General features: G+C 64.1%; 12 protein-coding genes. 5 read left to right on the plus strand and 7 right to left on the minus strand.

Features of this window, described 5'->3' with window-relative positions:
* Nucleotides 1-97 precede the first annotated feature (97 nt).
* From L879_RS0115775 to L879_RS0115805, 7 genes are read right to left on the minus strand one after another with little or no spacing between them, the layout of a single operon-like run.
* A complete protein-coding gene (locus tag L879_RS0115775; RefSeq protein WP_027316960.1) occupies nucleotides 98-1072 on the minus strand; it encodes an isoaspartyl peptidase/L-asparaginase family protein in 975 nt (324 codons plus the stop codon).
* 26 nt (nucleotides 1073-1098) lie between these two features.
* Nucleotides 1099-2133: a DmpA family aminopeptidase gene (locus L879_RS0115780; RefSeq protein WP_027316961.1), complete on the minus strand. Its 1035-nt coding sequence runs from the start codon at nucleotides 2131-2133 to the stop codon at nucleotides 1099-1101.
* Nucleotides 2133-3029: a polysaccharide deacetylase family protein gene (locus tag L879_RS0115785; protein ID WP_027316962.1), complete on the minus strand. Its 897-nt coding sequence runs from the start codon at nucleotides 3027-3029 to the stop codon at nucleotides 2133-2135. Before L879_RS0115785 ends, L879_RS0115780 begins: the two co-directional genes overlap by 1 nt.
* 41 nt (nucleotides 3030-3070) lie before the next feature.
* Complete coding sequence (locus tag L879_RS0115790) at nucleotides 3071-3826, minus strand: SDR family NAD(P)-dependent oxidoreductase (RefSeq protein ID WP_027316963.1); 756 nt, start codon at nucleotides 3824-3826, stop codon at nucleotides 3071-3073.
* Nucleotides 3823-4839, minus strand: coding sequence for a ketopantoate reductase family protein (locus tag L879_RS0115795; protein WP_035459838.1), 1017 nt, complete (start codon nucleotides 4837-4839; stop codon nucleotides 3823-3825). The genes L879_RS0115790 and L879_RS0115795 overlap by 4 nt, the downstream gene beginning before the upstream one ends.
* On the minus strand, nucleotides 4839-5534 hold the full coding sequence (locus tag L879_RS0115800; protein ID WP_027316965.1) for a creatininase family protein: 696 nt from the start codon (nucleotides 5532-5534) through the stop codon (nucleotides 4839-4841). The genes L879_RS0115795 and L879_RS0115800 overlap by 1 nt, the downstream gene beginning before the upstream one ends.
* Nucleotides 5531-6607, minus strand: a complete 1077-nt coding sequence (locus L879_RS0115805) for a GntR family transcriptional regulator (protein ID WP_051435353.1) — start codon at nucleotides 6605-6607, stop codon at nucleotides 5531-5533. Before L879_RS0115805 ends, L879_RS0115800 begins: the two co-directional genes overlap by 4 nt.
* A 96-nt stretch (nucleotides 6608-6703) precedes the next feature.
* Between L879_RS0115805 and L879_RS0115810 the strand changes: the two genes are divergently transcribed.
* The 5 genes from L879_RS0115810 (at nucleotide 6704) to L879_RS0115830 (ending at nucleotide 12283) form a co-directional block, all read left to right on the plus strand.
* On the plus strand, nucleotides 6704-8284 hold the full coding sequence (locus L879_RS0115810; protein WP_027316967.1) for an ABC transporter substrate-binding protein: 1581 nt from the start codon (nucleotides 6704-6706) through the stop codon (nucleotides 8282-8284).
* Between the two features lie 144 nt (nucleotides 8285-8428).
* Nucleotides 8429-9403 (plus strand): ABC transporter permease, encoded by a 975-nt coding sequence (locus L879_RS0115815; RefSeq protein WP_027316968.1) that lies wholly within the window; start codon nucleotides 8429-8431, stop codon nucleotides 9401-9403.
* On the plus strand, nucleotides 9400-10311 hold the full coding sequence (locus L879_RS0115820; protein ID WP_027316969.1) for an ABC transporter permease: 912 nt from the start codon (nucleotides 9400-9402) through the stop codon (nucleotides 10309-10311). The genes L879_RS0115815 and L879_RS0115820 overlap by 4 nt, the downstream gene beginning before the upstream one ends.
* On the plus strand, nucleotides 10308-11327 hold the full coding sequence (locus L879_RS0115825) for an ABC transporter ATP-binding protein (RefSeq protein ID WP_027316970.1): 1020 nt from the start codon (nucleotides 10308-10310) through the stop codon (nucleotides 11325-11327). Before L879_RS0115820 ends, L879_RS0115825 begins: the two co-directional genes overlap by 4 nt.
* Nucleotides 11279-12283 carry an ABC transporter ATP-binding protein gene (locus tag L879_RS0115830; protein ID WP_027316971.1) on the plus strand — a complete coding sequence of 335 codons (1005 nt, stop codon included), beginning with the start codon at nucleotides 11279-11281 and terminating at the stop codon, nucleotides 12281-12283. The genes L879_RS0115825 and L879_RS0115830 overlap by 49 nt, the downstream gene beginning before the upstream one ends.
* The last annotated feature ends 2 nt before the right edge of the window (nucleotides 12284-12285 follow it).

Below are 12285 nucleotides of genomic sequence, written 5' to 3' on the forward strand. Positions count from 1 at the left end.
GCGACGCAGGCCCTCACCGGAAAGATCTTCCATCTTAGCCGCCAGGGCGGGACAGGCGCAAATCGGGACGTGGCAATGCCTGCTTCCCGCCGTTGCTTCAGGCTTTCGAATACTCGATCAGCGGCTCGTCGTAGATCGCCGTGAGAAGCTTGCCGTCGCCCTTAACGACGCCGCGATACATGCCGGAACAGTTGAAGGGCAGGGATACGTTTCCGGCACGGTCTACGGCGATGATGCCGCCCGAGCCGCCTGCCGGAGCGAGCGTGTCGATCACGACCGCGTGCGATGCCTCTTCGAGCGATTGCCCGGCATAGCGCATGCGGGATGCGATCTCGTGCGCTGCGGCGTAACGGATGAAGATTTCGCCATGGCCGGTCGCAGAGACGGCGCAGGTTTCGTTGTCGGCCCAGGTGCCTGCGCCGATCACGGGGCTGTCGCCGACCCGGCCCGGGCTTTTGGCCGTCATGCCGCCGGTGGAGGTTGCGGCAGCGAGGTTGCCGTGCCGGTCGCGGGCCACCGCGCCGACGGTGCCGTGCTTGCGCGACTCGTCCTGATCCTCCGCGCCGCTCCGGCGCATGGCGAGGGTCTCCTGGAGGGCGTTCCAGCGCTGCTCGGTGTAGAAATAGGCAGGCTCCTCGAAGGAGAGGCCATGATGACGGCAGAACTCTATGGCGCTTTCGCCTATGAGGAGGACGTGGCCGGAATGCTCCATGACAGCCCGCGCGGCGAGAACCGGATTGCGCGGGCCGCAGATGCCGGCGACGGCTCCGGCGGCGTGATCGCGGCCGTCCATGACGGCCGCATCCATCTCCTGCTTGCCCGCGCTGGTATAGACCGCGCCGCGTCCGGCATTGAAGAGAGGCTCGTCCTCCAGCGCCATGACCGCTGATGTCACCGCATCGAGCGCCGTGCCGCCATCGGCGAGAACGAAGCGTCCCGCATCGAGGGCTCGGCGCAGGCCCGCATGATAGGCGGCCTCCCGTTCGGGCGTCATCTGGCTGCGCAGGATCGTTCCCGCGCCGCCATGGATGGCAAGGGCGAAGTCATTCTTGGATGAGGTGCTGCTGGTCATGATTTCAGGCGTTCCGATGAGAGGAATTAGAGGACATCGACAAGGGCAGGCCGGTAATGGCCGGACCGTCCGGTCATGGAGCCCGCCGCGACGAGTGCGTCGAGAACGGCCTCCTGCGTGGCATCGGCCATGGCCTCGAAAAGCAGGTCGATGCGCTCCTCGTTGAGAATGCGCAGATCGACCAGGGCGGATGTCTCGTCGTGCGAGAGCATGTTGGCGGTGGTGAAGCCCAGCGCGATGTCGCCGCTGCCGTGGCCCCAGAAAGATCCGAGCCGCGCCAGTCCGACGCCGGAGCGGCGGATCACGCGCTTGAGCTGGCGGTCGCTGAGCGGAATGTCGGTCGCTGCGATGATGATGATCGAGCCCTTTTCGGGAGCCTTCTGATCGGCCGGAGCCTTAGGCGGCGCGACAACCCTTCCATCGGGGAGGCGAAGGTCGCCGGCCCGGCCGAAATTCGACAGGACGAGCACCCCGAAGTGATAGCCCGTGCCATCGAACGTGATGCGGCGCGAGGACGTTCCGATGCCGCCCTTGAAGCCGAAGGTGCTCATGCCGCAACCTGCGCCGACGGAGCCGACCTGCACCTGTGTCGAGGCATTGTCGAGGGCCGCACGGGCATCGTCTTCCGTAACGGCGAGGGCTTGGATGTCGTTGAGATAGCCGTCGTTGCACTCGAAGACGACCGGGTTCACCGTCGCGGTCCTGCGCCCGATGTCCGGATTGTGCTCGATGGCATGGCGCACAAGGGCGGTGCAGCAGGTGCCGACCGAAAGGGTATTGGTGAGAAGGATCGGCGTCTCGATGGTGCCGAGCTCTTCCACCTGCACGAGCCCGGCGCTCTTGCCGAACCCGTTGAGCACATCGACGGCTGCCACGAGCTTCTTGCGATAAAGATTGCCTCCGTGAGGAACGATGGCCGTCACGCCAGTGCGGATTTCGCCCTCGATCCGCGTGTGGTGCCCGATCCGCACGCCCGGCACGTCCGCAAGGCTGTTGAGTTCTCCGGTAGGGAGCTGGCCACAGGCAAGGCCGAAGGTCCGGGCGCGGGCAGGGCGTGTCATCAGGGGCACTCCGCTTTGACGAAGGCTGCGATCTCGGCATGGGTCGCTACCCAGACATCCGGGCGCCTGGCGATCTCCTCCAGGAGCTTCTCCAGGATCCAGATGCGCGACCGGTAACCGGTCACGTGCGGATGCATGGTCAGCAGGAACAGGCCGCCTTCCTCATAGGCCCGTTCGAATTCCCGGTAGAAGATATCATAGACTGCAGCGGGAGGTGTATGGGGACGAAGGCCCGTAAACCTGTGCATATTGAAATACACGGCATCGTCGCGAATCCACTCCACGGGAAGCTCCACGATCCCCGTCGGTTCGCCCCGTTCGAGCAGCTCGTAGGGGTCGTCGTCGGCCATGAGCGAGGAATCGTAGAGCAGGCCGAGCTCGCGCTCGATGCGAAGCGTGCTCGGGCTGAAATCCCAGGATGGGGTGCGCAGGCCCACCGGGCGGACACCGGTGATCCGTTCGAGCGTGTCGGCGGCGCGGAACATGAGATCCCGCTCGATTTCGTAGGGCAGCTGGCTGTTCAGCTCGTGGATCCATCCGTGAATGCCGATCTCGTGGCCCTCCGCCACGACGCGGCGCTGCTCGTCCTCATAGAGGAGCGCGGCGACGGCAGGCACGAAGAAGGTCGCTTTCGCGCCGTACTTCGCCAGGGCGTCGAGAATGCGCGGCACGCCCTGACGGTTGCCGTACTGGCCCTGGGACATCCGCCCGATGGACTTGCCGCCATCGCGCAACTCGTTGGTTTCGTGGTCAGAATCGAAGGAGAGGGCAACCGCGCAGCGTGCGCCGTTCTTCCATTTCGCCGGCTTCATGGAGCGCCCGGCGCGCACATGCTCCACCTTGCTGCGCCAGGTCTGCTCGTCCCAGGCCCAGGGCTGGGTGCTCATATCGTCCATGGTGCTCAAATCCTTTTGTGAAACGATCCGGATGGTGAGCGTCAGGAACGCCCGCCATCGACGGATATGATCTGCCCGGAGATCCAAGCAGCCGCGTCGGATGCCAGGAACATCACGGCATTCGCGATATCCTGCGGATAGCCCAGGCGATGCGTATGGATGCTCTCGAGCAGGCGGGCCTGCCCTTCGGGACCGTAGCTTTCCCACTGACGCTGGGTTGCGGGGTTGGAAAGCACGAAGCCGGGAGCGACGCTGTTCACGGTGATGCCGAAGGGGCCGAGTTCGAAACTGAGCTGCTTGGTCAGGCCGACGAGCGCGTGCTTGGACGCCGTATAGGCCTGAATCCCGGTGAGGCTCGGGCGCAGGCCCGCGCCGGACGAGATGTTGACGATGCGGCCGAACTTCTGGCGCTTCATGTGCGGCGCTGCGGCCTGCGAGCACCAGAACGCGCCATGCACATTGGCTTCGAACAGAACGAGCCAATCCTGCTCGCTGACTTCCTCGATGGGCCTCGCCACCTGCCCGCGGACGCCGCCGGCGCAGTTGACGAGAATGTCGATGCCGTCGAGCGTCTCCGCCATTTCGGCAAAGACGCGGGAGACGGCGGCGCGATCTGACAGATCGAGAGCTCGCGTGGCAACGGCCCCCGCCTCGGCAGCCATGCGCAGGCCAGCCTCGTCGAGATCGAGAGCCCACACCCGGGCGCCTTCGGCGGCCAGGGACTGGACGATCCCGCGTCCTATGCCTTGCGCGGCGCCCGTGACGGCCACGCGGCGATTGGAGAAATCGAGATTCATAGGGTGAGCATTTCGTCGAGAGTGGACCAGGATTGCTCGCGCCGCCCATCCTCGATGTCATGGATCAGGCCGACGAGCTTGCGGATGGCAGGGGTCGGAACGCCGGATTCCTGCCCGAGCGTCGCGATGATGGCGATCTGGGCATCGACCTCGGTCTTGCGCTTGCGCACGGCGAGATCGCGCCAGATTCCCGAATGGGTCTTGGCGGTGTGCCGATTGAACTCCGCCATGTCGGCCACGGAGCGCCGCGCGGCGTCCTCGTCCGCTCCCGGCATGAAGGCGTCGGGATTGAAACCGTTGAAGCCCAAAGGCTTCACGCCGCGGGCCTTGGCCACTGCCATGACCTCCTGGCCGAGGCGGCGATAGACCGGAAAATGGCGCTCGGAGGCGAGGTTCTCCGACATCGACGCATTCGTCAGCGCCGTTGCGAAAAGCAGGGAACCGTATCCCAGCTTCCCCCAGAGATAGCCCCAGATATTGTCCGTCAGCACCGCTTTCGGCTCGAAGATCGAGAGCAGGCGATGATAGTCGCGCACGGCATCCGTCGCCTTGCCGTCGAGCGCGCCGACAGCCACCGCAGCGCGGTTGCCAAAGAGAATGCGGCCGGGCTCAAGCCAGTCGGCCCCGAAATTGACGAAACAGCCGACGGTGCGTTCCGCACCGACCTCTTCGGCGATGGCGATCTCGTTGAGGCCGTTCTGAGCGGACAGCACGGTGCCGTCCGCCGCGAGGTGCGGCTTCAAAGCCCGCACAGCTTCACGGGTATGATGCGCCTTCACGGCCAGGATGATGCGCTTGAACTCTCCCTTCACCTCGGAGGGAAGAGCGGCCCGCACGGATTGCCGGAAGGTTTCGACAGGGCCTTCGATCGAAAGGCCCTCCCGGTTCATGGCTTCCACATGCGGCTCGACGATGTCGACGAGCAGGACATCCTCGCCGGCGCGGGCGAAATAGGCGCCCAGGGTTCCGCCTATCGCGCCGGCGCCCCAGATCAGAATCGTGTTCTCGTTCATTACCATTTCTCGATCAGGGCGCGGGTTTCGTCGATGGCGACCGACCAGATGGCGTTCATTTCATCGTCAGAGCGCTGGAAATAGCCCCCGAAGTTGCCTTCCTGCAGAATTTCGCGAACGCCTTCCGGGTCGAAGGTGCGCATGCGCTCGAGATCGACCATGGGCTTCTGATGGGTCGGCTGCTCGATGCCGGGCAGGCGCGTCCACGGAAAGTTCTCCATCCAGGAGGCATGCGACGCGACGGGGTCGATCTCCTTCACCTTCTCGAAGGTGCGCGGAGCGTTCCACCAGTTGTGGAAGCGCACGCGGCAATCGGGGTTCTGCCCCATCCATTCGATGGCCGCCGTCTGGCCGGGCGTGTTTCCGCCATGGCCATTGACGAACAGGATACGGCGGAAGCCCGTCCGCTTGAGCGAGTCGAGAATGTCCGTGATGATGCGCAGGTAGGTGTCGGCCTTCAGCGAGACCGTGCCGGGATACGCCATGAAATAGGGCGTGATGCCGTAGGCCTGAACGGGGAAAACAGGAACGCCTGTGGGCGCCGCCGCTTCCAGGGCGACGCGCTCGGCAAGGATGCTGTCCACCGACAGGCTCAAATAGGCATGCTGCTCGGTGCAGCCCAGCGGAACGACGGCGCGATCATCCGTTTTCAGGTATTCCTCGACCTGAAGCCAGTTCATCTCACAGATTTTCATGAAGCTTCTTCCTCTTGCGAAGCGATGGACGAGCGCAGGCGCTCGATGATGGGGAGCAGAGTGGCGCGGATCGCATGCGGATCCGGCACGTAACGGAACTCCATGGCCTGACGGTCCGGCGGCAGCAGCTTGCGCACGGTCGCCTCCGCGCCGCTGGCATAGACCGCCACGTCGACCTCGGAGAGAAAGGCCTTGAGATCGGGCGCCGTGATCAGGCGCACATCCACATCCGAAACATGCGGCGCGAATCGCAGGACGCCGGGTTTCATCAGCGCGGTGAATTCGGGAAAGATCGAGACGATTCCGATGCGCGCCATCGGATCGATCATCGCCAGCTGCGCCCGTGTCTCCTCCGCGGGTATGAAGCTCATGCCGACGACCGGGATGCCGCTGGGCACGAGATGTTCCACCTCGCCGCGGCGATGCGCCAGCGTCACGCAGATATCGCAGGGCAGGGGGAAGGTTTCTCCCGCATGCAGTGAATCCACGGTCGTCACGACGATGGTGTCGTCGGGGCCGAGATAGTCCTGAATCCGGTTTGCATATTGCTGGGTCGTTTCAACGAAGTTGCCGACCATGACGAGCCGCAGGGGGCGCGAAGGTGTAGGGCCGCGCGCGGCGCGGGCGTTCACAAGCGACGAGACGACCGAGGGCGCCAGGCCAAGCTGTTCGGCTTCGTTGAACAGGGCCTCGATGCGGCGCTGGAGCTTGCGGACGGCACGGGAGCGCAGGCCGTCGCTATTGTGCCCATCCCCCACATAAGTGCCTGCGCCGGGCTTTGCCTCGAGAAGACCGGCCTCACGCAACTCGCGGTACACGGTCGCGACGGTCATGTGCGCGACGCCGGCGCGTTCCGCCAATTCGCGCACGGACGGCAGACGCTGGCCGGTCGGCAGTTCACCCAGCGCGATGCCGAACTCGATCAGGCCGCGCAGTTGGATGCCGAGCGGTACCGGCAGCGAACGGTCGAGCGCTCCCGCGAGGTTGGCAAGGATACGTTCCTCGGGCGTCTGTTCCGTTTCATTATAACGGATGCCTTCGGAAGCGTCAGAAGATGATTGAGGTTTAGGCACGACGCTGTTGACTTTTCGGAACCGAGTGACCTACCGTTCTAATCGATAAGAACACCTTGGACGAAAAGCCAGGGTCTTAGCAAGAGGGGAAGTGAAGTGACACAAAATTTCAAGCTTGGCGGTGCGCTGGCAGCGGCTCTCGTTCTTGGAACCATTCTCGGCGGCAGCGTCTCCGCCCAGACCCTGACCATGGGTCTGCGTGCAGGCCCCGACTCGATCGATCCTCACTGGTCGACCTTGGGCAGCCAGGCTGAGGCCCTGCGGCATATCTTCGATACGCTCGTCATGTCCGACGAGAACCTGGGCCTGAAGCCCGGTCTCGCGACATCGTGGAAGCCGATCGACGACACGACCTGGGAGTTCAAGATTCGCGAGGGCGTGAAATTCCACGACGGGTCCGAGCTCACGGCCGAGGACGTGAAGTTCTCCATCGACCGCATTCCGGTCGTGACCGGCCCCATGAGCATGACGATCTACACGAAGCAGGTCGAATCGACGAGCGTCGCCGACAAGTACACCTTGCACGTGAAGACGAAGAAGCCTGCGCCGACGCTGCCGAACGACTTCATCCGCCTCTTCGTCGTGTCGAAGAACATCGGCATGGAAGCCCGCAACGAGCAGTTCAACTCCGGCAAGGCAGCCATCGGTACCGGTCCCTACAAGTTCGTCTCCTGGGAGCCGAAGGGTGATCTGGTTCTCGAGCGCAACGATAACTACTGGGGCGGCAAGCAGCCGTGGGCGAAGGTCATCCGCAAGGAAATCCCGAGCGACCCGGCGCGCATGGCGGCCCTCAAGTCCGGTCAGGTCGATCTCGTGAACTACGTGCCGGCCACCGATTATGCCGCGATGCAGAAGGATAAGTCGGTCGATACCTTCGTCGCCGATTCGGTATACTTCCTGAACCTCACGCCCAACGTGAAGGAGACGCTTCCGAAGAAGGCGAAGGTCGACGGCAAGGAGATCGATGCTAACCCGCTGCGCGATCCCAAGGTGCGCGAGGCCCTCGATCTCGCCATCGACCGCAAGACGCTCGTGCGCGTCGTGCTGGAAGGTTTGGGCCGTCCTGCCAACCAGCTGATGCCCTCGAATTTCTTCGGCGGCAGCAAGAGCCTGCCGGAGCGCCCCTATGACGTGGCGAAGGCCAAGCAGCTTCTCGCGGATGCCGGCTACCCGAAGGGTTTCGAGCTCGACTTCCACTGCACGAACAACCGCCTGCCGGGCGATGCGGCCGTGTGCGAGGCTCTCTCGCAGATGTGGGCGCGCGCGGGCTTGAAGGTGAACGCGAATGCGCTCAACGGCACCGTGTTCTTCCCCGCTCAGCAGAAGGGCGAGTTCTCCCTGTGGATGAGCGGCTGGGGCACGCTGACGGGCGAAGCGAGCTACACCTACGGGTCCCTGGTGCACACGGCGGATCCGGCGATCGGCCTCGGCGCCTTCAACAAGCAGGGCTACTCCAATCCGGAGGTGGACAAGCTTCTCCAGGAGGGAAGCCGCACCATGGACGACGCCAAGCGTCGCGCCCTCTTCGAGAAGGTGACGGAGATCTCCATGAACGACCGCGCGCTGATCCCGACGGTTCAGCTCCAGACGGTGTGGGCTGCCAAGAAAGGCATGCTCACGATCCCGGCGCGCGTCGACCAGGAGACCCTGGCCTACGAGATCAAGCCGAAGAGCTGATCCAAAAAAACATCCGGCCGGAGCAATCCGGCCGGTCCGTTCGGAGGGAGAGCGTTTTCCCTCCGAATTTTTGATGGAAGCACAGCTGGAGGGCATGGCTGACGTGCCCGGCCCTCCGGTTCTGAACACCCTGCAAGAGACAGCATGATCGGTTTTATTATCCAGCGTGTCCTGCAGGCGCTCATGGTGGTGATCGCAATGTCGATCATCGTTTTCCTGGGCGTCTACGCCATCGGCAATCCGATCGACGTGATGATCGATCCAGGTTCCGATCAGGCCCTGCGCGAGGCCTTGATCCAGCGCTACGGGCTCGACCGCCCATTGTTCGAGCAATACTTCGTGTTCATGAACAACATGCTGCACGGGGATCTCGGCGAATCCTTCATTTACCGCTTGCCTGTGCTCAGCCTGATCTGGTCGCGCTTCCCGGCAACGCTGGAGCTGGCGCTCACGGCCATGCTCATCGCCACCTGTCTCGGCATCCCGCTGGGCCTCTGGGCGGGCTACAAGCCGGAATCCCTTTCGGCCAAGGCCATCATGGCGTTTTCGGTTCTCGGCTTCAGCGTCCCGAGCTTCTGGGTGGGTCTTCTGCTGATCATGACCTTCGCGGTCGAGCTCGGCTGGCTCCCTTCGGGCGGACGAGGGCCGACCACCGAAGTGCTCGGGATGAACTTGTCGATCACGTCGCTCGAGGGGTGGAGCTACATCATCCTACCGGCCTTCAACCTCGCTCTCTTCAAGCTCGGTCTCCTCATCCGCCTCACGCGGGCGGGCACCGTCGAGGTGATGAGCTCGGACTTCGTACGTTTCGCCCGCGCTCAGGGTCTATCGGAGGCGAAGGTCGTCGGCCTTCATGTGCTCAAGAACATCTCCATTCCCATCGTGACGGTCTTCGGTCTCGAGCTCGGCTCGACGCTCGCCTTCGCCGTGGTGACGGAGACGGTGTTCAACTGGCCCGGCATGGGCAAGCTCATCATCGACTCGATCACCGTGCTCGATCGTCCCGTGATGGTCGCCTATCTCATTCTCGTAGTGTTCCTCTTCGTTCTGATCAATCTCGTCGTCGATCTGGTTTATGGCCAGCTCGATCCCCGCATTCGCGTGAAGGCCGCGTCATGAGCCAGTCTCCCGCCCTGACCTTGCCGGCGGAAACCGGCTGGACCCGTCTTGCCAATTTCTGGTCCGATTTCCGCCAGAGCCCTGTCGCCATCGCCGCTCTAATCGTGGTGGTCGCCATCGTTCTCATGGCGGTCCTCGCGCCCTTCGTGGCGCCGCAGGATCCCTACAACCAGGAAGCGCTCGATCTGTTCGATGCCCGCCTGGAGCCCGGCGAAATCGGCTCCGGCGGCTATGTGCACTGGCTCGGCACCGATGCCGCCGGGCGCGATATCTTCTCCGCGATCCTCTACGGATTGCGCACGAGCCTGATCGTCGGCGTCATGGCCGGCAGCCTGGCCCTGGTCCTCGGCACGACGGTCGGCCTCATCGCCGCCTATTACGGGGGGCGCGTCGAAGCGTTGATCATGCGCGTCATCGACCTGCAGCTCTCGTTGCCTGCAATCCTGTTGGCGCTGGTGCTCGTCGCCATGCTGGGGCAGGGGCTGATGCAGCTCGTCGCTGCTCTGGTCGCCGCGCAATATGCTTATTTCGCGCGCACCACCCATGGCGCGGCCAGCGCGGAGCGGCGCAAGGATTACATCGAGGCGGCGCTTTCGACGCCGCTCCCGGCCCGCCACGTGCTGTTCCGGCATCTTCTTCCCAATGCGTTGCCGCCGCTGATCGTCGTGGCGACCGTGCAGGTGGCCAACTCCATCGCCCTCGAGGCGACGTTATCCTTCCTCGGCCTGGGTCTTCCCCTCACGCAGCCCTCGCTCGGCTCGCTGATTTCCAATGGCTTCCAGTTCCTGCTGTCGGGCCGTTACTGGATCTCGATCTACCCTGGCATCGCCCTGATGCTGACCGTCGTCGCCATCAATCTGGTTGGCGACCAGGTTCGCAACGTTCTGAATCCGAGGCGCAGCCGATGAGTGAACCCGTTCTCCGCGTCAAGGATCTTCAGACGCAGTTCCAGACCCGTGCCGGTATCCTCAAGGCCGTGGACGGTGTCAGCTTCGAGGTGGGCCGTGGCCGCATCCTCGGTCTTGTGGGCGAGTCCGGCTCCGGAAAGAGCGTGACGGGCTACTCGATCCTCGGCCTGATCGAGCCGCCCGGCCGCGTGGCCGGCGGCGAGGTTCTCCTGAACGGCAAGGATCTCACCCGTCTCAAGGGTGAAGCCATGCGCAAGGTCCGGGGAGCCCAGATCGCCATGGTCTTCCAGGACCCGATGATGACACTCAACCCGGTTCTCAAGATCGGCACGCAGATGATCGCGGCCGTGCGGGCGCATGACAGGGTCTCCGGGAAGGTTGCCCGTGACAGGGCCCGCGATGCGCTGGCCAAGGTCGGCATACCGAGCCCTGAGGAACGGCTGGAGGCGTATCCTCATCAGCTGTCCGGCGGCATGCGCCAGCGCGTGGCGATTGCCATTGCCCTGTTGCACAACCCTGCGGTCATCATCGCCGACGAGCCGACGACGGCGCTCGACGTGTCGATCCAGGGACAGATCCTCGCCGAGGTTCGTCGTCTCGCGGACGAAACCGGAACGGCTTTCGTGTGGGTGACGCACGATCTGGCCGTGGTGTCGAGCCTCGCGGACGATATCTGCGTCATGTACGCTGGACGCGTGGTCGAGAGCGGTCCGGCCGCCGATGTCATCGCCGCGCCGCGTCATCCTTATACTGCGGGGCTTCTTGCCTCCGTTCCGGCGGAGCACGAGCCCGGAACGAAGCTTCCGCAGGTTCCCGGTTCGACGCCTTCTCTGGCGAACCTGCCGCCGGGCTGCGCCTTTGCGCCCCGCTGCGCCAAGGCAGGTCCCGCCTGCACGACTACACCGCCTGTCCGGCAGTTCGAAGACGGACGCACCGCCCTTTGTCATTATCCGATCGAGCCCGTTTCATGTCAGCCGCCATCCTCGACATCGACCACGTATCGAAGCGCTTCGTAAAGCGTCCCAACCTGGGAGAGCGCATTGCCGGTCTTCTTGGCGCAGGCCAGAAGATGGAGGTTGTGCGCGCCGTGTCGGATGTCAGCCTCTCCGTCGCCAAGGGTGAGGTTGTCGGCCTTGTCGGCGAGTCCGGATGCGGCAAGTCCACCCTCGGGCGTATCATCGCCGGCATCTATACGCCGAGCGATGGAAAGATCCTGTTCCGCAACGCGCCCGTCGCCAAGGAGCAGGGCCGCCGCACGCAGAAGCTGACGACACAGGTTCAGATGATCCATCAGGATCCGTTCGCGAGCCTCAATCCGCGCATGCGCATCGGCGATACGGTGGCGGAAGGCCCCGTGGCGCATAACATCGTCAAGGCGCGCGACGCGGATGCCTATGTAGCCGACCTGCTCGGACGTGTGGGGCTCGACCCCAGCTATCGCAGGCGCTTTCCGCATCAGTTCTCGGGCGGGCAGCGCCAACGCATCGCCATCGCGCGGGCGCTCGCCATGAAGCCGGACCTGCTCGTTCTCGACGAGCCGGTGGCCTCCCTGGACGTGTCGATCCAGGCTCAGGTGCTCAACCTGTTCATGGATCTGCGCCAGGATCTCGACCTGACGGGCATCTTCATCAGCCACGATCTCGGCGTGGTGCGCCATGTGTCGGACCGGGTCGCGATCATGTATCTCGGCCGCATTGTGGAACTGGCGCCGACGGCGGAACTCTACGCCCAGCCGAACCATCCCTATACCCGTGCGCTCTTCGAGAGCGTGCCGCGGATCGGTGTCGGCAAGAAGAGCTTTCATCCCATCGCCGGTGAAATTCCCTCGCCGCTCAATCCGCCGAGCGGATGCCACTTCCATCCCCGCTGCCCCTTCGCCGGTCCGCGCTGCAAGCGGGAGGCCCCGCCGTTGGCTGCCATCGGTCCGGGGCGCTTCTCCGCCTGCCATCTCAACTCCGGTGGAACGGATTAATT

The organism is Microvirga flocculans ATCC BAA-817, assembly GCF_000518665.1.
Taxonomy (GTDB): Bacteria; Pseudomonadota; Alphaproteobacteria; order Rhizobiales; family Beijerinckiaceae; genus Microvirga; species Microvirga flocculans.